Source organism: Aquabacterium sp. TM01 (assembly GCF_057808345.1).
Map to the genome: position 1 here is coordinate 2074386 of NZ_AP046529.1, position 23384 is coordinate 2097769.

Sequence of the window (23384 nt, forward strand, 5' to 3'; positions counted from 1 at the left end):
AGGCTATGGCTCAATACTTCGAAGTTCACCCGGTTCAGCCCCAGATCCGCCTGCTCAAGCAGGCCGCCGACATCTTGGCCAAGGGCGGCATCGCGGCCATCCCGACCGATTCCAGTTACGCCCTGGTGTGTCGCCTTGACGATAAAGCCGCCGTGGACGCTCTGCGCCGCGTGCGGGGTGTGGACGACCGTCACCTGCTGACGCTGCTGTGCCGCGACCTGTCCGAGCTGGCCAACTATGCCCGCGTCGACAACCAGCAGTACCGCCTCTTGAAGCTGGGCACCCCGGGGCCGTTCACCTTCATTCTCGAAGCCACCAAAGAGGTGCCCCGTCGGGTCTCGCACCCCTCACGCCGCACCATCGGCCTGCGTGTGCCTGAGCACCCCGTCTGCCAAGGGCTGCTGGAGCAGATTGGCGAGCCCCTGCTGGCCACTACCCTGATCCTGCCGGACCACGACACCGCGCTCAACGACGCTGAAGAGATCCGCGAGGCGCTCGACAAGCGCATCCAGGCCATCGTGGACGCCGGGGCCTGCGCCATGACGCCGACCACGGTGATCGACCTCAGCAAGGGCGGCGAGCCCGAAGTGGTGCGTCAGGGCCGCGGCGATCTGTCGGTGCTGGGGCTGGGCTGACGCGCCTCGGTCTGCAGGGCGCGCGCCAGCCACTGCGGATCGAACCCCAGTTGCCAGTGTCCCCGTACCTGCAGCAACGGCACCCCCGGTGCGCCTTGCGCCTCATACGTCGTGCGGCAGGTGGCGTCCAGGTCGATGTTGCACTCCCGCCAGGGAATGCCATGCCCGTTCAGCCACACCTTGGCCTTGGCACAGTAAGGGCAGGTGGTGGTCGTGTACATGGTGATCTGACCCGGCTGGACCAGCGCCTTCACGGCCTCGCCCTGGCGCTCGTGCCGCCACCATGACCAGGCCTGCATGCCTCCAACCACCAGCAGCAGAACGGCCACCAGCCCCATCCACGAGGGGCGAGTCGGCGTGACGCCAGGATGCGTCATTGCGGCTCGGTCGGGGCCGCAGGTTTGGCCTTCTGCCCCAGCTTGCTTTCCTGACCGGCCAGCAGCTTGCGGATGTTGGCGTCATGACGCCAGATCAGCAGCGCGCTCATCACGATCACACCGATGCTCAAAGGGCCAAAGCCCCAGCCCACGATCTGCACGATGGGTGCGGCCACCGCCGCCGACAGAGACGCCAGGGACGAGTAGCGGAACACTGCCGCCATCAGCACCCAGACCAGCAACACCAGCCCGCCCAAGGCACCCGAAAAGCCGAGCAACACACCTGCCGCCGTGGCCACACCCTTGCCCCCTTCGAACTTGAAGAACACCGGCCAGAGGTGTCCGACAAAGGCGCCCAGGCCCACCAGGGTCACCACGGTCTCGCTCAAGCCCATCCGCAAGGCCACCCAAACCGGCACATAGCCTTTCAGGGCATCGAACACCAGGGTCAAGATGGCCGCGCCTTTGTTGCCCGAACGCAGCACGTTCGTCGCTCCGGGGTTGCCCGACCCGTAACTGCGGGGGTCCGCCAGCCCGAACAAGCGGCTCACGATCACGGCAAACGACAGGGAGCCAATCAGGTAACCGACAACGGCCCCGAGGACGCTCAGCACAAGGGGGTCAACGCTAGGCAAATTCATGCTTGAAAGACAAAGATCGCAACAACTCGCCAGTGTAGTGGGTGCATCACCGGCACCGGCCTGCCCCTGGATGCGTGGCGGGTTTTTCCCATGCCGGGTGCGCAGGCGACTGGTGACAATCGCGGCCACCTTGACCGACCGACGATGTGCGCACGCCCAGGCCATGATTTCCTACGAGCAACCCAAACTTTGGCAACGCCCCTGGGTGATGGCCCTGACCCTTGGCACCTTGGTGCTCGTCGTGGCAGGGTGGTGGAGCGCCGAGCAAGAATCCGGCGTCGCGCAGCCAAAGCCCGCGCAGGCCCAATCGGTTGTGCGTGGCGACGTGGGCCTGCCAGCGCCTGAGGTGGTGCTCACCGCCCCAGTGCCGACGGACGGCACCCGCCCGCCCGACTTCAGCGCGAAAGAGTGGGCCACGCTCCAGTCGGCCACCGCCGATGAGGCGCAGCCCGAGCGCGAGCTGGCACGCCTGGTCGGCTATCTGCGTTTCCAAAAGGGCTTTGCACAATGGCAAGGCTTGCAGAACTCGCCCGACACAGCGGGGCGCCATCGGCTGGCCGAGCAGTTGCTCGCTCAACTGCCTGAGCGCGTGCGGCAGGGCGAGATGGGTGCCGGCGAGGTGACACTCTTGCAACAGGCGTTGCTTGCCGATCTCGTGCCCGATGAGGCACAGCGCCAACAGCGGCTGGCCCTCGTCCAGGCCGATTTGGCGCAGGCCATGCCCCCCGTGGACACCGCACAACAGTCCCGAGAGGCCGCGCAACGTGCCGAATACAAACGCCGCGAGGCGGCCATCGTGGCCGACTACCAGGCCCGTCCCGAGGCTCAGCGCAACCCCGCACAGCTCGAAGCGGCCCTGGAAGAGGCGCGACGCGCCGTCTACGAGCGGCCCCGCTGACAGCCCGCCCCGCTCATTTGTCATCCTGAACGCCGGGTGGGCGCGTTCGGCAGGGGAGGTCGATAGAATCCCCGGCAGATGAGTCCAATTCGAACTTCCTCTTCGCGCTGGCTGTGGGGCCTGCTGGCCGCCGTCGCGGCGGGCTTGATCTGGTGGCACGCCACCATCTTGCTCCCCTTCGTCATCAGCGTCATCCTGGCCTACGTCCTGCGTCCGGCCGTCGATGCGCTGGAGAAGCGACGCTGCCCGCGTGCGCTCGCCGCCATGACCTGCGTGCTCGCCGTGGTGCTGGCCGGCGTCGTGGTGTTCGTGCTCCTGGTGCCCATCGTGTCGAAGCTGGCCCCCATGCTCAAGGCCCAGTTGCCTGATCTGCTGGTGGGCTGGTGGCTGCAAATTGCACCTCATCTGGCCCAGCTCGGCCTGCCGGTGCCGCAGAGCATCGCCGAGGTCAAGACCCAACTGATGGACCTGCTCCAGAACCACGGTGCCGAGTGGGGGGCCACACTGTGGCAGTCCCTGGTCATCGGCGGCGGCAACCTGGTCAACCTCGTGGGCCTGGGGCTGCTGATTCCCATGCTGGCGTTTTACTGGCTGATCGACTGGGATCGCATGATGCCGCCGCTGCGCGACCTGATTCCGCACCGCTGGCGTCGGGGTGTCAACGCCCTGATGGACGAGGCCGACACCTTGATGGGCCAATATCTGCGCGGACAACTGTGGGTGATGGTCATCCTGGCGGGCTACTACAGCCTCGGCTTGCTCCTGTTCGGCTTTGACCTGGCCTTGCCCATTGGCGTGTTCACCGGGCTGGCCGTGTGCATCCCGTATCTGGGCTTTGGCCTGGGCCTGGTGCTGGCCCTGCTGGCTGGCGTGCTGCAGTTCAGCGCCGCAGGCGAGGGGCTCTGGCAGCCCCTCATTGGCGTGGCTGTGGTCTACGGTGCCGGCCAGGTCATCGAGAGCTTCTATCTCACGCCTCGCCTGGTGGGCGAGCGCATCGGCCTGCACCCCCTGGGGGTCATCCTGGCCTTGATGCTGTTCGGGCAATGGCTGGGCCTCTTGGGCCTGCTCATCGCCTTGCCCTGTGCGGCCCTGGCCACAGTCTTGGGTCGCCACATCCTGAACGCCTACCGCAACGGTGCTTTCTTTCTGACCGAATGATGTTGTTTTCGAGCGTGACCGGGCCCGACGAAAGTGGCATGGCTGCCAGCAGCGGCCCCATGCGTCAGATCCCGCTGGATCTGGGACCCACCAATGTGCTGGGGCTCGATGAGTTCGTGCAAGGGCCCAATGCCGAGGCACTCAGCTGGCTGCGCATCTGGCCCGAAGTGGATGGCCTGCGCTCGCCGGCCTACTTCTGGGGCGGCCCGGGATCGGGCAAAACCCACCTGCTGCGCGCCATGATCGAGCCCACCTTGGCGCGAGGGTGGGGGGTCATCTGGCTCAACGCCCATACCTGCCAGATGTGGGATGCGGCCGCGCCTGCTTTGCCCACCTTGGCCCTCATCGACGAATGCGAAGCCCTGGATGCCAACCACCAGCATCTGGCTTTCAACCTCTTCATCGAGTCGGCCGCCACTCAGGCGGCTCAGGCTGCCCGCGCTCAGGCGCCCCAGCAAGCCTCGCTCCTGCCCGAAGCCACCCCCGACGAAGACGCCACCGGACCGCTCTACATCATGGCCGCGGGTGCCGTGCCGGCCGTGGACCTGCCCGTGCGCGACGACCTGCGCACACGTCTGGGCTGGGGCCTGACCTTTGCACTGTCTCCGCTGGACGAAGACGGCCTGCGCGCCGCCTTGCAGCGCGAGGCGAACCGCAGGGGCATGGCCCTGGGCGACGACCTCGTCTCTTACCTGCTCACCCGCTACAGCCGCGACCTGGCTTTTCTCATGAACCTGTTGGACCGTCTGGACCGCTATGCCCTGGCCGAGCATCGTGTGTTGACGGTTCCCTTGCTGAAACAAATGCTGGCCGCGGAGACCCCATGAACCTGTGCCTGTTCGACCTTGACCACACCCTGCTGCCGCTCGATTCTGACCACGAGTTCGGCGAATTCCTGATCCGCCAGGGCCTGACCGATGGTGACGCCTACCGCCAGACCAACGACGGTTTCTATCAGCAGTACTGCGAAGGCACGCTGGTGCTGGCCGACTACATCCGCTTCACCACCAGCGTGTGGCGCCAGATGGGCGAAGCCGCCCAACAGGCCTTGCAACAGGCCTTCATGGAGCAGGTGATCTACCCCGCCATGCAGCCCCAGGCGCTGGAGCTGGTCGAGCAGCACCGCGCCCAGGGCGATCTGCTCGCCATCGTCACCGCCACCAACGAATTCGTCACCCGCCCGATCGCCGACGCCTTCAACGTCAGCGACCTGATCGCCGTGCGCCTGGTGCGTGACACCGAAGGCCGCGTCAACGGTGAAATCGATGGCGTGCCGTCCTTCCGTGAAGGCAAAATCACGCGTGTGGAACAATGGCTGTCCGGCCTCGGCCGGCAACTGAGCGATTTTGATCGCGTCAGCTTCTACAGTGACTCTCCCAACGACCTGCCCCTGCTGGAGCGTGCCAACGATCCGGTAGCCACCAATCCCAGCCCCGCGCTGGAAGACGTGGCCCGCGAACGCGGCTGGCGCATCCTTAGACTGTTTGCATGATCAAGAGCTTTATAGACAAGATCCTGGGCAAAGACCCGGCCAAAAAGCGCAGCCCCGCATCCGGCGGCCGCGCCGCCAAGGCACCGCGCATCCCCGTCGGCAAGCGCGTGGACGTCCCGCAAAGCGAACACGGCATTGACGCCACCCTGGTCGATGACCGCGCCCGCCGCGTGGTCGAGACCCTGCAGGACGCCGGCTACGAGGCCTACATCGTGGGCGGCGCTGTACGCGACCTGATCCTGGGTCATCGCCCCAAGGACTTCGACGTCGCCACCAACGCCACGCCCGAGCAGGTCAAGAGCCTGTTCCGCCGCGCCTTCATCATTGGCCGGCGCTTCCGCATCGTGCACGTGGTCTACGGCCGTGGACGTGAAAACGAGGTCATCGAGGTCTCCACCTTCCGCGCCTATCTGGACGCCACCGCAGCCGAGCAGGTCACCGGCAACGAGAAGACATCACGCAAGGACCTGGCCGACAAGACCCACGTGGTGGACGCCAGCGGCCGTGTGCTGCGCGACAACGTCTGGGGCCCGCAAGATCAGGACGCTGCACGCCGCGATTTCACCGTCAACGCCATGTACTACGACCCGCACACCGGCGTCGTGGTCGACTACCACGGTGGCATCAAGGACGCCAAGAAGCGCGTGCTGCGCATGATCGGCGACCCGGAAACGCGTTACCGCGAAGACCCGGTGCGCATCGTCCGCGTGGTGCGCTTTGCGGCCAAGCTGGGCTTTGACATCGAACCCAAGACCCGCGAACCCCTGCGTGACATGGCCGAGCTGCTCAGCAACGTGCCGCAGTCGCGCCTGTTCGACGAAATGCTCAAGCTGCTGCAGACCGGGCACGCATCGGCCTCGCTCGATCAGTTGCGCAAGCAAGGCCTGGACAAGGGCGTGTTCCCGATCCTGGACGCGGTGTTCGACGAAGTGCGTCGCCACCCGGGCCGCGACCAGTTCGTGAAGCTGGCCCTGGACGACACCGACCGCCGCGTGGCCGAAGGCAAGTCCGTCGCTCCCAGCTTCCTGCTCGCCTGCCTGCTGTGGCATGACGTGCTGGAGCTGTGGAAACGCAATCAGGCCCAAGGCGAGCCACCGTTCCCGGCCTTGCAGTCCGCCACCGACGAAGTCTTCAACGCCCGCATTGGCGACATCTCGGGCCGCGGCAAGCTTGCCGCCGACATGCGCGAGATCTGGACCATGCAGCCGCGTTTCGACCGTCGCATTGGCAACGCGCCTCTCACCTTGGTCGAGCAGCCGCGTTTCCGCGCTGGTTTTGACTTCCTGCGCCTGCGTGCCCAAGCGGGTGAGGCCGACGCGGAACTGTCCAGCTGGTGGGAGGCCTTCTCACTGGCCGACCACGACGAGCGCAAAGACCTGCTCGAAACCGCCCGCAAGCAAGAGGCTGGCAAGCGCCAATCCCGCGCTTCGGCCCCTGCTGCCAGCCACCGTGCACCCACCTCCGGCGGTGCCGAGGCGAGCTTCGACGATGCCGCCCCCGCCAAGAAACGCCGCCGTCGCCGCCGCAAGCCGGCCGGGGAGGGTGCAGGCGCGGCCAACGGTGGAGCCGCTGAGTGAGTGTGCCCGGCGCCCTCGCTGCCGTGCCGCGCTTTCGGGCCTGCATCGGCTTGGGGGGCAACCTGGGTGACGTGCGCGCCCATTTGCGTGCGGCACTGGCAGGGCTGAGCGCGCTGCCCGGCACCCGCCTGGAGGCGGTGTCGTCGCTCTACCAGACCCGCCCGGTCGAGGCCACCGGCCCCGACTACCTCAACGCGGTGGCGGTGGTGCAGACCGCACTGGGGCCGCGCGAGCTGCTCGGCGCATTGCATGCCCTCGAAGCCGGCCGCGACCGTGAGCGCCCCTACCAGAACGCCCCTCGCACCCTCGATCTGGACCTGCTGTGCCATGGCGATGCCGTGCGGCAGACACCTCATTTGACGGTGCCACACCCACGCATGAGCAGCCGCGCATTTGTGCTGGAGCCCTTGGTCGAGGTGCTGGACACGCTGGCCCCTGAGCCGTTTTCCCCCTTGCCACGCTTGCCAGATGCTTCTGCCCGGGCGACACTGGCGAGTGAGCAAGGCATTGTTCGCCTGAGTGAGTCGCTCTGAGCTTGTTTTTTTGGGGTTCTGGTCTGGCAATTTGCCAAATCGCTGGAATAACCCCCGATTACAGAGTAGAATCTCAGGCTTTGTTGGTGGGGCTTGTTGCATGTTTGCAAAGAAGTCCGCCAGTTGAGCGTGTTCAGCCACGTTGTGCACACCGAGACAGGTCAGCCCGTATCCATCCGCGAATTCCGGACGTGGAACACGGGGTCGGGCCCAGACCCTGGTGGCAGTCATTGCAGATCTTCACCGATCTTGTGTGGCGTACTGAATGAGCAAGGCTGGTGGCCATGTGCAGGCCCTTTGAATGCATTCATCCTGAAAGTGATTTTGTAATGACGACCATCCGTGTCAAAGAAAACGAGCCGTTTGACGTTGCCCTGCGTCGCTTCAAGCGCACCATTGAAAAGCTGGGTTTGCTGACCGACCTGCGCGCCCGCGAGTTCTACGAGAAGCCCACGGCTGAGCGCAAGCGCAAGAAGGCTGCCGCCGTCAAGCGCCACTACAAGCGCGTGCGCAGCATGCAGCTGCCCAAGAAGCTGTACTGATCGCTTCTTTGCTTGTCTGACTTTCGCCTCTTGCGTTCACGCAACAGGCATGCAGGTCAAGACCAAAGCCCGCGCGGGGACGCCCATGCGGGCTTTTGCTTTTTCTGACACGGATTTTTGACACAGGACCTCACCATGAGCCTCAAGCAACGCATCACCGACGACATGAAGGCCGCCATGCGCGCCAAGGAAGCCGAGCGCCTGAACACCATCCGCATGCTGCTGGCCGCCATGAAGCAAAAGGAAGTGGACGAGCGCATCGAGCTGGATGACACCCTGATCGTCGCCATCGTCGACAAGCTCATCAAGCAGCGCAAGGATGCCGCGCAGCAATTTGAGGGCGGTGGCCGCCAGGATCTGGCCGACAAGGAAAAAAGCGAGATCGTCGTGCTGGAAGCCTACCTGCCGCAACGCCTGAGCGCCGACGAGGTCCATGCGGCCGTCAAGGCCATCGTGGTCGAGCTGGGCGCTTCCGGCCCCGGCGACATGGGCAAGGTCATGGGTGCGGTCAAACAGCGCCTGGCAGGTCAAGCTGACATGGGTGTGGTGTCTGCCGCCGTGAAGGCTGCGCTCGCCGGCTGATCACGGCCATGAACACGGGCACAATGACAAGCCTCACCGTTTGAAAGCCTGACCATGAGTGACTCCGTGCCCCTGCAAGCCATTGCCGAAGATGTCTATACCGCCCCCCAACTGACCCCCGAAGCCATGGCGTCGGCGGCCGAAGCGGGTTTCAAAGCGGTGCTGAACAACCGGCCTGATTTTGAAGGGGGCCCGGATCAGCCCACCAGCGCCGCCATGGAAGCCGCGGCCCAGGCTGCCGGCTTGGTGTACGCCCACCTGCCGGTGCAAGGCGGCTATCAGTCGCCTGAAGAGATCGCGCAATGCGCGGCCCTGCTGAAGTCCTTGCCGCGCCCCTTGCTGATGTTCTGCCGCAGCGGCGCGCGCTCGACCAGGCTGTACCAGCAGGCGATCTCGCTCGAAGACTGAAGCCAGCGACGCGACGGCCCTACGCCAACCCGGGATGGGTCAGTGCGTTGGGCCTGGTTCGGCGCGTGTGGCCAAGTAGGCGCACAGCCCCAGCAGGCCGGCCCCAATGCCCCAGCTCAAAGGGCGGGACCCCAGAGTGGCTGCTGTGATGGCGCCACTCACCGAAATCCCCGCAATGGCGGCCACCTTGCCGCGTCGGGTGATCTGGCGTTTGTCGACCCACAGGCGCAAGTTGCGTCCGAAGCGAGGGTGGCTCAACAGGCGCTCACGCAAAGCCGGATCGCCTTTGCCGTATGCCCAAGCCCCGATCAGCAGGAACACCGTGGTCGGCAAGACCGGGACAAAGGCGTTGACCAACCCGATCAGCACACACAGCCCGCCCACCGAACGCCAAGTGCGTTGCAGGGCGCGCTCACCCCAGTCCGATTGCGCGAGCGGGCTCGACAGCGGGCGGATGCCGTGACCGATATCGGCCGGCATGCTGTGCAAGGTACGCTGAACCATGAACTGACCTCCCGCGTGGATGGCTGTGATCCTTTGTCATCTCATTGTCATCCTGTTGGGCAGGCTTGAAAAGCAAAAAAGGGCCTAGAGGGCCCTGTTCTGCGTGATTTGCACGCGCCTGGCGTGCCTGAGCCCCTTGATGAGCCCTCAGTGGCCGGCGATCTTCATCTTCTCGATCAAGACCGAGCCCACCGTCTTGCTGCCATAGGTGTAGGCGTCGGCCCCCACGGCCACAATCTGCTGGAACATCTCACCCAGGTGGCCTGCAATCGTGATCTCATGCACCGGGTAGGCGATCTTGCCGTTCTCCACCCAGTAGCCGGCGGCCCCACGGGAGTAGTCGCCGGTCACATAGTTCACGCCCTGGCCCATCAGCTCGGTCACGAACAGGCCGGTGCCCAGCTTCTTGAGCATGGCCTTGAGGTTGTCCTTCGGGTCGGTCAGCTTGCTGCTCATGACCAGGTTTTGCGAGCCGCCGGCGTGGCCGGTGGTGTGCATGCCCAGCTTGCGTGCCGAGTAGCTCGACAGGAAGTAGCCCTGCACAACGCCATTCTTGACGACCTTGCGCTTGCGGGTCAGCACGCCCTCGTCATCGAACGGCGCGCTGCCCTTGCCCTTGAGCTGGTGCGGGTCTTCGAGGATGTCGATGTGCTTGGGGAAAACGGGCTTGCCCAGGCTGTCGACCAGGAAGGTGGCCTTGCGGTACAGCGCACCGCCACTGACCGCTTGCACGAACCCACCCAGTAGGCCAGCGGCCAGGGTGTTTTCGAACAGCACCGGCACCTCGCAGGTGGCAATCTTGCGGGACTTCAGGCGCGACAGGGCGCGCTCGGCGGCATAGCGACCCACGGCTTCAGGTTTGGCCATGTCGCGGGCATCGCGCTCGGACGTGTACCAGAAGTCGCGCTGCATGTCGTTGCCACGCCCGGCAATGGGCGAGACCGACAGCGAGTGGCGCGAGCTGGCATAGCCGCCACGGAAACCGCGGCTGTTGCCGGCCCAGAAGTGCGACTGCTGCGCTGACACGCCCGCGCCTTCGGAATTGGTGATGCGGGGGTCCACCGACATGGCGGCCTCTTCGCAGCGGCGAGACAGCTCGGCGGCGCCTTCGGCATCGATCGCCCAGGGGTGGAACAGGTCCAGGTCACGTTTGGCCTGGCGCGGTGTGGCGAGGTCTTCGGCGTCGGGCAGGCCAGCCGCAGGGTCCTCGGCGGTGTAGCGGGCGATGTCGTAAGCGGCACGCACCGTTTGCTCCAGCGCCTGGGGCGAAAAGTCAGAGGTGGTGGCATTGCCGCGGCGCTGCCCCACGTACACCGTCACACCGATGGTCTTGTCGCGGTTGCGCTCGACGTTTTCCAGCTTGCCTTTGCGCACCGACACCGACAGGCCCATGCCCTCGGAGACCTCGGCGGCCGCATCGGAGGCGCCCAATTTGCGGGCCAGACCCAGGGTATCTTCAATCAGTTGCTGGAATTGCTCGCGGCTGTAGGCAAAGCCATTGGGCTTTTCGGAGGACTTGCTGGATTTGACGGCCATGTTGTGGTTTGTGAATGAGAGCACCCGTATCATAGCGAGGACATGAATTCGAAACATTCCCCTTCCCACGACGGGTTCGATCCCGAGGACGACCTGGACGACCGTCCGCCTAGCCGCAGCATGCTCAAGCGTGCCAGCCTGGCCTTGCAGGAGCTGGGCCAGCAACTGCTGGACATGCCTGCGAGCCGCCTGGCTGAAATCGACATGCCTGAGCGCCTGCGCGACGCTCTGGATGGTTATAAGACGACGCGCTCGTTCGAAGGCAAACGCCGCCAGATCCAGTTCATTGGCAAGGTGATGCGCACGATCGATGCCGAGCCTTTGCGTGAAGCCGTGGCGCAGTACCAACTGGGACATGCCCACAACGCCTTGGCGTTGCACCAGGCCGAACGCTGGCGCGCCGAGCTGATCGCCGATGACAAGGATGCCGTCACCCGCTGGGTGGCCGACTTCCCGGACACCGACGTGCAACAGCTGCGCACCCTGATTCGCAACGCCCGCAAGGATGCGGCGCTGGAGCCCGAAAAGCGCAGCGGCCGGGCCTTCCGCGAGCTGTTCCAGTTCATCAAGCGCACCATGGAAGCGCAGGGCGACGACGGCGCGGCCGCAGATCAAGGCGAGGGCGCATGAGCTCGGCGTCGTTGGCAGGGCTCGACACCGTCCGCATTGGCGTCGTGTCCATCAGTGACCGCGCCAGCAGCGGGGTTTACGAGGACAAGGGCCTGCCGGCCTTGCAGGACTGGCTGGGTCGTGCGGTGTGCAACCCCATTGAATGGGTGCCCCGCCTGATCGCCGACGAGCGCGACGTCATTGCTGACACCTTGCGCGATTTGGTGGACCAGGCAGCTTGTCATCTCGTGTTGACCACGGGCGGCACGGGCCCCTCACCACGCGATGTGACGCCGGAAGCCACCCTGGATGTGGCTGACAAGGAAATGCCCGGCTTTGGCGAGCAGATGCGCCAGATCAGCCTGCGCTTTGTGCCCACTGCCATCCTGTCGCGCCAGACGGCGGTGATCCGCAAGCAGGCCTTGATCCTGAATCTGCCAGGCCAGCCCAAGTCCATTGCCGAGACGCTGGAAGGCCTGAAAGATGGCGACGGCAAATCGCTGGTGGCTGGCATTTTTGCGGCCGTGCCGTATTGCCTGGATCTGATCGGTGGCCCGTACATCGAAAGTCGGCCCGAAGTGTGTACCGCGTTTCGCCCCAAGTCGGCGATCCGGCCCCCGGGTCATGCACCCTGCAAATGAGCGCAGATTCAGATAATTCATTTGATTCATTGAGGGCGGCTTTCTACACTCCTTGATCCAAAGAGGAGACACCCGCCCATGAGCGACGTCAAGAACGAGACACTGATTGACCATGCCGGCCAGGTGCGCGCCGGTGAAGAGGTGGACCTGGCGAAAGTCACCGCCTACCTGAAAGGGCAGGGCCTGGACCTGCAGGGCGAGCCCGAACTGCAACAGTTCCCCGGTGGCGCGTCCAACCTGACCTATCTGGTGCGGTACGCCAACACCGACCTGATCCTGCGTCGCCCACCGTTCGGCCACATCGCCAAGTCTGCCCACGATGTGGTGCGTGAGGCGGTGATCATGCGCCAGCTCAAACCGGTGTATGCCAAGGTGCCCGAGATCTTCGCCATCTGCGAAGACAACGAGGTCATCGGCGCACCGTTCTATGTGATGGAGCGTCTGGTGGGCGTCATTCCCCGTCAGAACCTGCAGCCCGAGCTAGGGCTGGACGAGGCCAAGACCCGCCAGCTGTGCCTCAACGTGCTCGACACCCTGATCGACCTGCACAAGCTCGATCCCCAGGCCGCCGGCCTGGACAGCTTGGGCAAGGGCGAGGGCTATGTCGCGCGGCAGGTCGAAGGTTGGACCAAGCGCTATCGCGCCGCCCGCACCGACGACGTGGGCGACTTCGAGGCGGTCATGCAATGGCTGCATGACAAGCAGCCCCAGCAGGAAGTGGCGATCAGCCTGATCCACAACGACTTCCGCTTTGACAACGTCGTGCTGAACGTGAACGACCCGCTCAAGGTGATCGGTGTGCTGGACTGGGAAATGGCCACGCTGGGCGACCCGTTGATGGACCTGGGCAGCTCGCTGGCTTACTGGGTGCAGGCCGATGACGACAAGTTCATGCAGAACTCGCGCCGCCAGCCCACCAATGCGCCCGGCATGCTGACCCGTGACGAGGTGGTGCGCTACTACGGCGAGAAGACCGGCTTCAGCGTCGCGAACTTCGACTTCTACACGGTCTATGGCCTGTTCCGCCTGGCTGGCATTGCCCAGCAGATCTACAAGCGCTTCAAAGAAGGCAACGCCCGCAACCCGGTGTTCGCCACCTTCGGCCCCTTCGTGAAGTACCTGGAACAGCGTTGCCTGGGCATCATCGCCAAGTCGGCGCTGTGACCCCTGAGCCTTGCCTTTTCATCGCATTCTGAGACAGCCAACATGAGCATTCCCAACACCTTCGATCTGACCGGCAAGATCGCCCTGGTCACAGGCTCCAGCCGTGGCATTGGCGAGGCCATCGCCCGCCTGCTGGCCGCCCATGGCGCCCACGTCATCATTTCCAGCCGCAAGGCCGAGCCCTGCGAAGCCGTGGCAGCCTCCATCCGTGAAGCGGGCGGCAAGGCTTCGGTGCTGGCCTGCCATGTGGGCGAGTTGGAGCAGATCGACGCGACCTTCAAAGCCATCGAACAGCAGTTCGGCCGCCTGGACATTCTGGTCAACAACGCGGCCACCAACCCCTACTTCGGTCACATCACCGACACCGACCTGGGCGCGTTCCAAAAGACTGTGGATGTGAATATCCGCGGTTACTTCTTCATGTGCTCGGGTGGTGCCAAGCTGATGCACAAGAACGGTGGCGGCTCGATCATCAACATCGCCTCAGTCAATGGCGTGATCCCGGGTATGGCCCAGGGCATCTACTCCATCACCAAGGCGGCCGTGATCTCGATGACGCACGCGTTTGCCAAAGAGTGTGCCCCGATGAAGGTGCGTGTGAACGCCATCCTGCCCGGCGCCACCGACACCAAGTTTGCGTCGGCCCTCACCAGCAATGAGATGATTCTGAAAATGGTGATGGCCCACACCCCGATGAACCGTGTGGCCGAGCCGTCGGAAATGGCCGGCGCGGCGTTGTACCTGGCGTCGGATGCGGCCAGCTACACCACCGGCACCTGCCTGAACGTGGACGGCGGCTACCTGCTGGCTTGATCTGTCTGGAGACGGGGGCGCACTGCAGGCGCCCGGCTCATGCAAAACGGGGTCCATCAGGACCCCGTTGTCGTTTGCAGCTTGCCTCAGGCGGGCTGTGCTTCACACCAGCTTGTTGAGCCCGTCCGCGTCAAAGCTTTCGGTCTTTTGCGCGTCGTCGGGCATGCAGTCACGCCCGGTCTGGGTCTGCGCGCAGTCGGCCAGCTTCTCGATGGCGCGCCACAACTGCGTGATCTGGTGCTCGTGGCCGGCGGCATGGTCGATCAGCCCCTTGAGGGCTTGCGACAAGGGGTCGTCGCCCCCGGTCACGCCGTAAGCCGAAAAGCCCATGCGGGCCGCCACGGCCTCGCGCTCGGCCTGCTTGGCGTCGACGGCGGCTTGCTTGACGATGATGCGCGCCGGGTTGCCCACGGCCGTGGCACCCGGAGGCACTTCTTTGGTCACCACGGCGTTGGAGCCCACGCGCGCGCCATCGCCCACGGTGAAACCGCCCAGTACCTGCGCATTGGCGCCCACGATCACGCCTTTGCCCAAGGTGGGATGGCGCTTGGTGCCTTTGCTCAAGGACGTGCCACCCAGGGTCACGCCCTGGTAGATGGTGCAGTCATCGCCCACGATGGCCGTTTCGCCCACGACCACGCCCATGCCGTGGTCGATGAACACGCGGTGTCCGATCTGCGCGCCAGGGTGAATCTCGATGCCTGTGAAAAACCGGGACCAGTGCGAAACCCAGCGCCCGAGCCATTTCAAACCATGCGTCCAGCACCAGTGCGCGCCACGGTGGAAGGTGAGGGCATGCAAGCCGGGGTAGCAGGTCAGGACCTCCCAGGCGGTGCGTGCCGCAGGGTCACGTTCCAGGATGCAGGCGACGTCTTCTCGCAGTCTGGCGAAGAGCATGGAGTGGCTTATTTGTTTTTCGTATCAGGGTCTGCCAGTGTAGCGGGGCGGCAAAAACCCGCCCCGCATCTGGGCGTCACATCCGGGTGCATCGCCAGTTGGCGTGACCGGGGCAGGGCGGTGCGCCACCCTCACTCACCACAGCGATCTAGGATGGCCTTGGCCATGCCCCGCAGCACATGGATCTCTTCCTGTCGCAGCTCGGCCCGGTTGAGCAACTGATTGAGGCGCGGCATGAGCTTCTTGGGCGCCTTGGGATCCAGAAAATCCAGCGCGACGAGGGCCTGCTCCCAGTGGCTCAGCGCGCCTTGCACTGCCTGACCATCGGCCAGATCAGGGGAGGGCGTGCGGGCTTGCACCGGAAAGCCGCCCAGCGCCTGGCGCCATTCATAGGACAGCAGCTGCACAGCCTGCGACAGGTTCAGCGAGCCATAGTGGGGGTTGGTGGGGATGCTGATGACGGCGTGGCAGCGGTACACGTCCTCATTGGCCATGCCGTAGCGTTCGCTGCCAAACACAAAACCCACGCGCTGCGCCGGCTCCTGCCTGGCCAGTGCCGCCAAACCCTCACGGGGGGTGAGGGTGGGGGGGCCAAAGTCGCGCGGGGTCATCGCAGTGCCAATGGCATACGTGACCCCTTCGAGGGCTTCTGCGAGGGTGTCAACGATGCGGGCGCGCACCAGGATGTCGGCGGCGCCGCTGGCCAGGGCCACTGTTTCCTCCTGACTCAGCACGTCGGCAAAGCGGGGGCGCACCAGCACCAGATCAGAAAAACCCATCACTTTCATGGCCCGCGCGGTCGCGCCCACATTGCCCGGATGGCTGGTGCCAATCAGGATGAAGCGGGTGGGATCGGGGCCGAGCCCGGCTGAGCCTGTGGTGGAAACGGTCATGACGCAGGGGAATCCGTGAAAAAGGGGATGCAAAAAAAGCGGGGTTTCTATAGAATTATCGTTTCCCCTCGCTCTTTGATCACCGCTGCGCCCTTTCCCTGTCCGCGAACAGCCTAGCTGTGCGCGGTGGTCATCCGCTTTTCCGGTCCGGTTCATTGGCCGGTATCCAAGGTTAAACCATGTCGCAAACCCTGCACCCCATGCTCAACATCGCCATCAAAGCTGCTCGCGCAGCCGGGGCGATCATCAACCGGGCATCGCTCGACATCGAGCGCCTCACAGTGGTGTCCAAGTCGCACAACGACTTTGTGACCGAGGTGGACAAGGCAGCAGAAGACGTGATCATCGCCACCGTGCTGGAGGCCTATCCCGGCCACGGCATCCTGGCCGAAGAATCGGGGCGCACTCACGGGGCCAAGGACAGCGATTTCGTCTGGATCATCGATCCCCTCGACGGCACCACCAACTTCATCCACGGCCTGCCCGTGTACGCGGTCTCCATCGCGCTGGCTTTCCGTGGCCAGGTGCAGCAAGCGGTCGTGTACGACCCCAGCCGCAACGACCTGTTCTACGCCTCGCGTGGCAAGGGTGCCTACCTGAACGACCGCCGCATCCGTGTGTCCAAGCGCACCCGCATGCTCGAAGCCCTGATTGGCACCGGCTTCCCCTTCCGCAAGGGCGACAACTTCCAGCGCTACATGAAGATGTTCGAGGACGTCATGGTGCAGTGCGCCGGTCTGCGTCGTCCGGGCGCCGCGTCGCTCGACCTGTGCTACGTCGCCGCCGGTTTCTATGACGGTTTCTTTGAAACTGGCCTGAGCCCCTGGGACATCGCCGCAGGCTCGCTGATCATCACCGAAGCTGGTGGCCTGGTCGGCAACTTCACCGGCGAGCCCGACTTCATGTACCAGCGCGAAATCGTGGCTGGCACGCCCCGTATCTACGGCCAGCTGGTGAAGACCTTGGCGCAGTACACCCGCGTCATCCCTGAAGAAGTCAGCCCGCTGGATGGCGCTGCGGACGAAGAAGGCGAGAGCGATCCGGAAGACGACGCTTTGATTGCCACGCTGCAAGAAGCCGAAGACGCCGCGCGAGCTGCCAAGCTCGCCGCCAGCGGTGAAGACCAGCCCAAGCGCACCCGCATCACGGCGGCGGCCAAGGCGGCTGAAGTCCGCGCCGACAAAGACGCGCCGTTCTGAGGGGCTTCCTCCTGCGTCACAACCCAGGGCCGTGAGGCCCTTTTTTGTTGGACAACGCTGACCGTTACCGCTGACGCCGCTGCAGGCGGGACTGACATACACTTTCGGCCCAGGCGCATCGGCGCGCCACTGATCGCCCCATGGACCAAGCACGCACCGTTTCCCCCGCGCAGGACTTTTCTGGCCACACGCCCATGATGGCGCAGTACCTGCGCATCAAGGCCGAGCACCCGGACACCCTGGTGTTCTACCGCATGGGTGACTTTTACGAGCTGTTCTACGACGATGCCCGCAAAGTCAACCGTCTGATCGACATCACGCTGACCGTGCGCGGTCAGTCGGCCGGCGAGCCGATCGTGATGGCGGGCGTGCCCTTCCATGCGCTCGACACCTACCTGTCCAAGCTGATCAAGCTGGGCGAGTCGGTGGCCATTGCCGAACAGGTGGGCGAGGTGGGGGCGACCAAGGGGCCGGTCGAGCGTAAGGTGGTGCGCGTGGTCACGCCGGGCACACTCACCGACACCGAGCTGCTCAACGAGCGTGCCGACGCGCTGTTGCTGGCCGTGGTGATGAGCAAGCGCGGGCGCCATGCCGAGCACGCCGTGCCCTGTGGCCTGGCGTGGCTGGGTCTGTCCAGCGGCAAGCTGGGCGCCACCGAATGCACCGAGCGTGAACTGGCCAGCTGGCTGGCGCGCCTGCAGCCCGCAGAAATCCTGTTCGACCGCGAGCGCGTGCCATCCCCGCTGCAACCGCTGTTGACCCAAAGCACGCGCAGCGTCGCCATGACCAGCCGTCCGACCTGGCAGTTTGACAGTGGCCTGGGCCTGCGCAAGCTGTGCGAGCAGTTGCAAGTCAGCAGCTTGCAGGGCTATGGCGCACAAGACCTGACCCTGGCTCATTCGGCCGCCGCCGCCTTGCTGAGTTACGCCGAGCACACCCAGGGCAGGGCGCTGTCGCACGTCAGCTCGCTGGAGGTGCCGCGCAGCTCCGAGCTGCTGGACTTGCCGCCTGCCACCTTGCGCAACCTGGAGCTCACCCAGACCTTGCGCGGAGAAGACTCGCCAACCTTGCTGTCCTTGCTGGACACCTGCCGCACCGGCATGGGCAGCCGCGCTTTGCGCCAATGGCTGATCCAGCCCCAGCGCGACCGGGCGACCGCCACCGCGCGCCACGACGCCATCGCTTGCCTGCTGGCGCCAGCGCAACACGACCAGGGTTACGACGCGTTGCGGGATGCGCTGCGCCAGATGAGCGACGTCGAGCGCATCACCGCCCGCATCGCCTTGCGCCAGGTGCGCCCGCGCGAACTCGCCGGCCTGCGCGACACCTTGCTCGGTTTGCCGGTGCTGCGTGAGCGCGTGCCCGATGGCGCAGCCCTGCTCAATCAGTTGCACACGGCGTTGCAGCCCGATCCGGCCATCGCCCAGCAACTGCAGGCCATGATCATGGAGACGCCTGCGGTGCTGGTGCGCGACGGTGGCGTCATCGCCAACGGCTTCGACCCCGATCTGGACGAGCTGCGCGCCATCTCCGAGAACTGTGACGCCTTCCTGCTGGAGCTCGAAACTCGTGAGCGCACCCGCACCGGCATCCCGAACCTGCGCGTGCAGTTCAACAAGGTGCATGGCTTCTACATCGAGGTCACGCAGGGCCAGGTCGACAAGGTGCCGCTCGACTACCAGCGCCGCCAGACCCTCAAAAATGCCGAGCGTTTCATCACACCAGAACTGAAGGCCTTTGAAGACAAGGCCTTGTCGGCGCAAGAGCGCGCCCTGTCGCGTGAGAAGTTCCTGTTCGAGCAACTGATCGATTTCCTGCAGGCGCACATTGCCACCTTGGGTGCTTTGGGCCGCGCCCTGTCGTCGCTCGATGCCTTGGCGGCGCTGGCCGAGCGCGCCGCCACCTTGGGCTGGACCCGTCCCGAGTTCAGCATCCACCCTGGCATCGAAATCGAGAAGGGGCGCCACCCGGTGGTCGAAGCCCGCTTGATGGAAACCGGCGGCGCGGCCTTCATCCCCAACGACTGCCGCTTTGACGTCAACCGCCGCATGATGATCGTCACCGGCCCGAACATGGGCGGTAAATCGACTTTCATGCGCCAGGTCGCCTTGATCGTGCTGCTGGCCGCTGTCGGCTCTTACGTGCCAGCCGCCTCGTGCCGACTTGGCCCCATCGACGCCATCCACACCCGCATCGGCGCCGCCGACGACCTGGCCAACGCCCAGTCCACCTTCATGGTGGAGATGACCGAAGCCGCTGCCATCGTGCATGCAGCTACCGAACAGTCGCTGGTGCTGATGGACGAAGTGGGGCGCGGCACCTCCACCTTCGATGGCCTGTCCCTGGCCGGCGCCATCGCCAGCCACCTGCACGACAAAAACAAGTCGTTCACGCTGTTTGCCACCCACTATTTCGAGCTGACCTCTTTGCCCGAAAAGCTTCCACGCGCACTGAACATGCACGTGGGCGTGGCCGAGTCCGGCGACGACATCATCTTCCTGCACGAGCTGCAGCATGGCCCAGCCAGCCGCAGCTATGGCGTGCAGGTGGCCCGTCTGGCCGGCATGCCGCATTCGGTGATCCGCCAGGCGCGCTCAACGCTCGAATCACTGGAGGCCCACCAACGCCAGTCCGACGACCAGATCGACCTTTTTGCCCAGGTTGAAGCCCCCGGGCTGGACCTGGATGCCCTGGCTGCTCAAGGTGGCGCGCTCCTTGCTGACAACGCGGGTGAAGCGATGACCCCGGCCGAGGCGCAAACCCTGTCCCTGCTGGCGGGCATCGACCCCGACGCCCTGACCCCTCGTGAAGCGCTGGATGCGCTCTACAAACTCAAATCGGTGATTTCGTCATGACCTACTGCGTGGCCATGCGGCTCAATGCCGGCCTTGTGTTCCTGTCCGATTCGCGCACCAATGCGGGGCTCGATCAGATCAGCACCTTCCGCAAAATGACCATTTACGAGCGCGCTGGCGATCGGGTGCTGGTCATGTTGTCGGCCGGCAACCTGGCCATCACCCAGGCCGTCAAACAGGTGCTGAGCAGCGAAACGATCGACGGGGGCGAGGGCCAGCCCATCACGATCTGGACGGCGAAGACCATGTTCGACGTGGCCCGCATCGTGGGCAGTGCCGTGCGCAAGGTCTACGCACGCGATGCCGATGCCCTCAAAAAACACGGCATCGACTTCAATTGCAGCCTGATCATTGGCGGCCAGATCCAGGGCGAGACCATGCGCCTGTTCAACGTCTACGCGGCGGGCAACTTCGTCGAAGCGGGCATCGATGGGGTCTGCTACTTCCAGATTGGCGAGTCCAAGTACGGCAAACCGGTGATCGACCGCGTTGTCACGCCTGATACGCCGCTGCAGGAGGCCGCCAAGTGCGCGCTGATTTCGATGGACTCCACCCTCAAGTCCAATCTGTCGGTGGGCCTGCCCCTCGACCTGCTGGTGTACGAGGCCGACTCGCTGCAGGCGAACCAGCTCATCAACATCGACGAGTCCAATGCCTACTTCCGCATGATCCGCTCCAGCTGGGGGCAGCGGCTGCGCGACGTCTTTGACTCGATTCCGGACCCCAGCTGGGACCAGGCAGCCAGCAGCATGCAGGTCCACACGGGTGCGCAGCAATCCCAGGCCATGAACCCGATCAACAAGATCGCCGGCCCCGACGCCTGAGCGGCGTCAGCGGGACGGGGCTCAGCGCGCCAAAGTGGTGCCAGCCTCGCGATCGAGTTCGTCGATGCAGGCAGCCATGCGCGCATGGCAGTCGGCCATCAGCGCGGGCAAGTCGGCCGCGGTCATCCCTGTGGTGGGAATGGGCGGCAGCGAGCGGATGATGACATCGCCACTGTGCCAGCGGTTCAGCCGCATGCCCCGCACATAGTTGTTGCCGCAGATCGGGATGATGGGCACACCCGCGTTGATGGCCATCAGGAAGGCCCCCTTTTTGAGAGGCTGCAGCCCCTTGCCGTGCCCGCGGGTGCCTTCGGCAAACACCCACAGCGAGATGTCCTTGTGCTGCAAAGTGTCGGTCGTGGTCAGCATGGCCTTCTTGGCCTTGACGGCATTGCCCCGGTCCACCAGCACATTGCCCGCCAGCCAGTACAGCTGGCCGAACAGGGGAATCCACTTGAGGCTTTTCTTGCCCAGGCTCACCGTGCGCTCGGGCACCGTCAGCCCGAACACAATCAGGTCGTAGTTGGAGATGTGGTTGGCCACGATCACCGCCGAGCGCTGGTGGTCGCGCACCGTGTCGTCTTCGAGCTTCACCCGCAGACCCAGAATGTGCATGGCGGGAACACCATAGACCCGGGCGCACCAGCGGCTGTTGTCCGGGTTGAACGGTCGGCACAGGCCGATCAACAAACCCACCACACTGGCGATCACAAAGTGGACGGCCAGCAACAACATGCGCAAGAAGAACAACACCCAAACTCCTGACTGGAGCCATGGGGGCCCCGCGATTCGCGGCGATTATGCGCCGTCCCGCACGACCGCTGCGGACAGATTCTGTGCATCAATCCACGTCAGAGCCCAGCCCAAACCACCTATAATGCCGCTTTACCACCGCAGCGTTCCTCGTCAAGACGAACGCTTATGCGCACATGACCAAGTATGTCTTCGTCACCGGCGGTGTGGTGTCCTCACTCGGTAAGGGCATCGCCGCTGCGTCACTGGCCGCCATCCTCGAATCACGGGGCCTCAAAGTCACCCTGATCAAGCTGGATCCGTACATCAACGTCGATCCGGGCACGATGTCGCCATTTCAACATGGCGAAGTTTTCGTGACCGAGGACGGTGCGGAAACCGACCTCGATCTGGGCCACTACGAGCGCTTCATCACCACGCGGATGAAGAAGCCCAACAACTTCACCACTGGCCAGATCTACATGAGCGTTCTTGAAAAAGAACGCCGTGGTGATTACCTGGGCAAGACCGTTCAGGTCATCCCGCACATCACCAACGAGATCCAGGAATACGTCCGCCGCGGGGCAGGCGAGGGCACGCCCGATGCCGTGGATGTCGCGATCGTCGAGATCGGCGGCACCGTGGGTGACATCGAGTCCCTGCCGTTCATGGAAGCGGCGCGTCAACTCAGCCTCAAGGCTGGCCCGACCAACGCCGCGTTCGTGCACCTGACCTACGTGCCTTTCATCGCGGCCGCCGGCGAGCTCAAGACCAAGCCGACCCAGCACACCGTGCAGAAGATGCGCGAAATCGGTATCCAGCCCGATGCGCTGCTGTGCCGTGCTGACCGTGCGATCCCTTCCGATGAGCGCGAGAAGATCTCGCTGTTCACCAACGTGGCCGAGACGGGCGTGATCTCGATGTGGGATGTGGACACCATCTACAAGGTGCCCCGCATGCTGCACGAGCAGCACCTGGACGACCTGATCTGCAACAAGCTGCAGCTCCAGACCAAGCCGGCCGACCTGTCGCGCTGGGACCATCTGGTCAACGAGGTCGAGCACCCCAAGGGTGCGGTCACCATCGCCATGTGCGGCAAGTACACCGACCTGTCGGATTCGTACAAGTCGCTCAACGAGGCCCTGCGCCACGCTGGCATCCACAACCACGTGCGGGTCAACATCGAGTATGTCGACTCCGAGACGCTCACGCCCGAGACCGTCAGCGCCCTGGCGCAGTACGACGCCATCCTGGTGCCCGGCGGCTTTGGCAAGCGCGGCGTGGAAGGCAAGATCTGTGCGGCCCAGTTTGCGCGTGAAAACGGCATCCCTTACCTGGGCATCTGCCTGGGCATGCAGGTGGCCACCATCGAGTACGCCCGCCACAAGGCCGGCCTGACCGATGCCAACTCCACCGAGTTCGAGCCCCAAACGCCGCACCCCGTCATCGCCTTGATCGACGAGTGGCTGGACGCCGACGGCACCGTGCAGAAGCGCGATGCCTCGTCGGACTTGGGTGGCACGATGCGCCTGGGGGCGCAAAGCTCTGACGTGGCGCCCGGCACCATCGCCCACGAGATCTACGGCCCGGTGGTGAGCGAGCGTCACCGCCACCGCTATGAAGCCAACGAGCGTTACCTCGACAAGCTGCGCGAAGCCGGTCTGGTCATCTCGGCCATCACCCAGCGTGAAAAGCTGACCGAGATGATCGAGCTGCCCAAGGCGGTGCACCCCTGGTATGTGGGCGTACAGTTCCACCCCGAGTTCAAGTCGACGCCGTGGGATGGTCACCCCTTGTTCACCGCCTACATCAAGGCCGCCCTGGACCACCAGGCCGCAGCCAAGAAGGCCTGATCGGCCGTCACACTCAAGAGG

The 23384-nt window shown here is 64.6% G+C and carries 25 protein-coding genes; 18 read left to right on the top strand and 7 right to left on the bottom strand.

From position 1 onward, the window contains the following. Window positions 1-5 precede the first annotated feature (5 nt). Window positions 6-635: an L-threonylcarbamoyladenylate synthase gene (locus AC3WW4_RS09490; protein WP_488828167.1), complete on the top strand. Its 630-nt coding sequence runs from the start codon at window positions 6-8 to the stop codon at window positions 633-635. Here AC3WW4_RS09490 and AC3WW4_RS09495 read toward each other — a convergent pair. Then, window positions 596-1012 (bottom strand): glutaredoxin family protein, encoded by a 417-nt coding sequence (locus AC3WW4_RS09495; RefSeq protein WP_488828168.1) that lies wholly within the window; start codon window positions 1010-1012, stop codon window positions 596-598. The two genes, AC3WW4_RS09490 and AC3WW4_RS09495, sit on opposite strands and share 40 nt — an antisense overlap. Beyond that, the gene (plsY, locus tag AC3WW4_RS09500) at window positions 1009-1626 is read right to left on the bottom strand and encodes a glycerol-3-phosphate 1-O-acyltransferase PlsY (protein ID WP_488829719.1); all 618 of its coding nucleotides are present in this window, start codon (window positions 1624-1626) and stop codon (window positions 1009-1011) included. Before plsY ends, AC3WW4_RS09495 begins: the two co-directional genes overlap by 4 nt. Window positions 1627-1783: 157 nt before the next feature. Between plsY and AC3WW4_RS09505 the strand changes: the two genes are divergently transcribed. The 9 genes from AC3WW4_RS09505 to AC3WW4_RS09545 all read left to right on the top strand — a co-directional run bounded on the left by AC3WW4_RS09505 (window position 1784) and on the right by AC3WW4_RS09545 (window position 8843). After that, the gene (locus AC3WW4_RS09505; protein WP_488828169.1) at window positions 1784-2551 is read left to right on the top strand and encodes a hypothetical protein; all 768 of its coding nucleotides are present in this window, start codon (window positions 1784-1786) and stop codon (window positions 2549-2551) included. A 78-nt stretch (window positions 2552-2629) separates the two neighbouring features. After that, window positions 2630-3709, top strand: a complete 1080-nt coding sequence (locus tag AC3WW4_RS09510) for an AI-2E family transporter (RefSeq protein WP_488828170.1) — start codon at window positions 2630-2632, stop codon at window positions 3707-3709. Between the two features lie 38 nt (window positions 3710-3747). Beyond that, a complete protein-coding gene (locus tag AC3WW4_RS09515) occupies window positions 3748-4536 on the top strand; it encodes an HdaA/DnaA family protein (RefSeq protein ID WP_488828171.1) in 789 nt (262 codons plus the stop codon). Beyond that, window positions 4533-5201 carry an HAD family hydrolase gene (locus AC3WW4_RS09520; RefSeq protein ID WP_488828172.1) on the top strand — a complete coding sequence of 223 codons (669 nt, stop codon included), beginning with the start codon at window positions 4533-4535 and terminating at the stop codon, window positions 5199-5201. Before AC3WW4_RS09515 ends, AC3WW4_RS09520 begins: the two co-directional genes overlap by 4 nt. Continuing rightward, window positions 5198-6778 carry a polynucleotide adenylyltransferase PcnB gene (gene pcnB / locus AC3WW4_RS09525; protein WP_488828173.1) on the top strand — a complete coding sequence of 527 codons (1581 nt, stop codon included), beginning with the start codon at window positions 5198-5200 and terminating at the stop codon, window positions 6776-6778. The genes AC3WW4_RS09520 and pcnB overlap by 4 nt, the downstream gene beginning before the upstream one ends. Before the next feature lie 2 nt (window positions 6779-6780). Beyond that, window positions 6781-7311, top strand: coding sequence for a 2-amino-4-hydroxy-6-hydroxymethyldihydropteridine diphosphokinase (gene folK, locus AC3WW4_RS09530; RefSeq protein WP_488829720.1), 531 nt, complete (start codon window positions 6781-6783; stop codon window positions 7309-7311). A gap of 329 nt (window positions 7312-7640) precedes the next feature. Beyond that, window positions 7641-7853: a 30S ribosomal protein S21 gene (gene rpsU, locus AC3WW4_RS09535; RefSeq protein WP_007833691.1), complete on the top strand. Its 213-nt coding sequence runs from the start codon at window positions 7641-7643 to the stop codon at window positions 7851-7853. Between the two features lie 135 nt (window positions 7854-7988). Beyond that, entirely contained in the window at window positions 7989-8435 is a 447-nt protein-coding gene (locus AC3WW4_RS09540) for a GatB/YqeY domain-containing protein (protein WP_488828174.1), read from the top strand. A 54-nt stretch (window positions 8436-8489) separates the two neighbouring features. Next, a complete protein-coding gene (locus AC3WW4_RS09545) occupies window positions 8490-8843 on the top strand; it encodes a protein tyrosine phosphatase family protein (RefSeq protein WP_488828175.1) in 354 nt (117 codons plus the stop codon). A gap of 39 nt (window positions 8844-8882) precedes the next feature. On the opposite strand, the gene AC3WW4_RS09550 is transcribed toward AC3WW4_RS09545, so the two are convergent. Beyond that, window positions 8883-9347, bottom strand: a complete 465-nt coding sequence (locus tag AC3WW4_RS09550) for a YbaN family protein (protein WP_488828176.1) — start codon at window positions 9345-9347, stop codon at window positions 8883-8885. A 147-nt stretch (window positions 9348-9494) separates the two neighbouring features. Then, the gene (gene pmbA, locus AC3WW4_RS09555) at window positions 9495-10883 is read right to left on the bottom strand and encodes a metalloprotease PmbA (RefSeq protein WP_488828177.1); all 1389 of its coding nucleotides are present in this window, start codon (window positions 10881-10883) and stop codon (window positions 9495-9497) included. A gap of 42 nt (window positions 10884-10925) precedes the next feature. Between pmbA and yjgA the strand changes: the two genes are divergently transcribed. The 4 genes from yjgA (at window position 10926) to AC3WW4_RS09575 (ending at window position 14110) form a co-directional block, all read left to right on the top strand. Further along, on the top strand, window positions 10926-11513 hold the full coding sequence (gene yjgA / locus AC3WW4_RS09560; protein ID WP_488828178.1) for a ribosome biogenesis factor YjgA: 588 nt from the start codon (window positions 10926-10928) through the stop codon (window positions 11511-11513). After that, a complete protein-coding gene (gene mog, locus AC3WW4_RS09565; RefSeq protein WP_488828179.1) occupies window positions 11510-12133 on the top strand; it encodes a molybdopterin adenylyltransferase in 624 nt (207 codons plus the stop codon). Before yjgA ends, mog begins: the two co-directional genes overlap by 4 nt. A 78-nt stretch (window positions 12134-12211) precedes the next feature. Further along, the gene (locus AC3WW4_RS09570) at window positions 12212-13297 is read left to right on the top strand and encodes a phosphotransferase family protein (RefSeq protein WP_488828180.1); all 1086 of its coding nucleotides are present in this window, start codon (window positions 12212-12214) and stop codon (window positions 13295-13297) included. A 42-nt stretch (window positions 13298-13339) separates the two neighbouring features. After that, window positions 13340-14110, top strand: a complete 771-nt coding sequence (locus AC3WW4_RS09575; RefSeq protein ID WP_488828181.1) for an SDR family oxidoreductase — start codon at window positions 13340-13342, stop codon at window positions 14108-14110. Between the two features lie 102 nt (window positions 14111-14212). Here the strand turns inward: AC3WW4_RS09575 and cysE are convergent, their stop codons facing one another. Both cysE and AC3WW4_RS09585 read right to left on the bottom strand, forming a co-directional pair. Continuing rightward, window positions 14213-15007, bottom strand: coding sequence for a serine O-acetyltransferase (cysE, locus tag AC3WW4_RS09580; protein ID WP_488828182.1), 795 nt, complete (start codon window positions 15005-15007; stop codon window positions 14213-14215). A gap of 131 nt (window positions 15008-15138) precedes the next feature. Continuing rightward, window positions 15139-15900 carry an RNA methyltransferase gene (locus AC3WW4_RS09585; protein WP_488828183.1) on the bottom strand — a complete coding sequence of 254 codons (762 nt, stop codon included), beginning with the start codon at window positions 15898-15900 and terminating at the stop codon, window positions 15139-15141. Between the two features lie 179 nt (window positions 15901-16079). On the opposite strand from AC3WW4_RS09585, the gene AC3WW4_RS09590 reads away from it, so the two are divergent. The 3 genes from AC3WW4_RS09590 to AC3WW4_RS09600 all read left to right on the top strand — a co-directional run bounded on the left by AC3WW4_RS09590 (window position 16080) and on the right by AC3WW4_RS09600 (window position 20778). Then, entirely contained in the window at window positions 16080-17099 is a 1020-nt protein-coding gene (locus AC3WW4_RS09590) for an inositol monophosphatase family protein (RefSeq protein ID WP_488828184.1), read from the top strand. A 140-nt stretch (window positions 17100-17239) separates the two neighbouring features. After that, on the top strand, window positions 17240-19954 hold the full coding sequence (gene mutS, locus AC3WW4_RS09595; RefSeq protein ID WP_488828186.1) for a DNA mismatch repair protein MutS: 2715 nt from the start codon (window positions 17240-17242) through the stop codon (window positions 19952-19954). Continuing rightward, window positions 19951-20778, top strand: coding sequence for a proteasome-type protease (locus AC3WW4_RS09600; protein ID WP_488828187.1), 828 nt, complete (start codon window positions 19951-19953; stop codon window positions 20776-20778). Before mutS ends, AC3WW4_RS09600 begins: the two co-directional genes overlap by 4 nt. Window positions 20779-20799: 21 nt before the next feature. Here the strand turns inward: AC3WW4_RS09600 and AC3WW4_RS09605 are convergent, their stop codons facing one another. Beyond that, on the bottom strand, window positions 20800-21531 hold the full coding sequence (locus AC3WW4_RS09605) for a lysophospholipid acyltransferase family protein (protein ID WP_488828188.1): 732 nt from the start codon (window positions 21529-21531) through the stop codon (window positions 20800-20802). A gap of 176 nt (window positions 21532-21707) precedes the next feature. Here AC3WW4_RS09605 and pyrG point away from each other — a divergent pair, with 176 nt between their 5' ends. After that, window positions 21708-23363, top strand: a complete 1656-nt coding sequence (pyrG, locus tag AC3WW4_RS09610; protein WP_488828189.1) for a CTP synthase — start codon at window positions 21708-21710, stop codon at window positions 23361-23363. Window positions 23364-23384 lie beyond the last annotated feature (21 nt).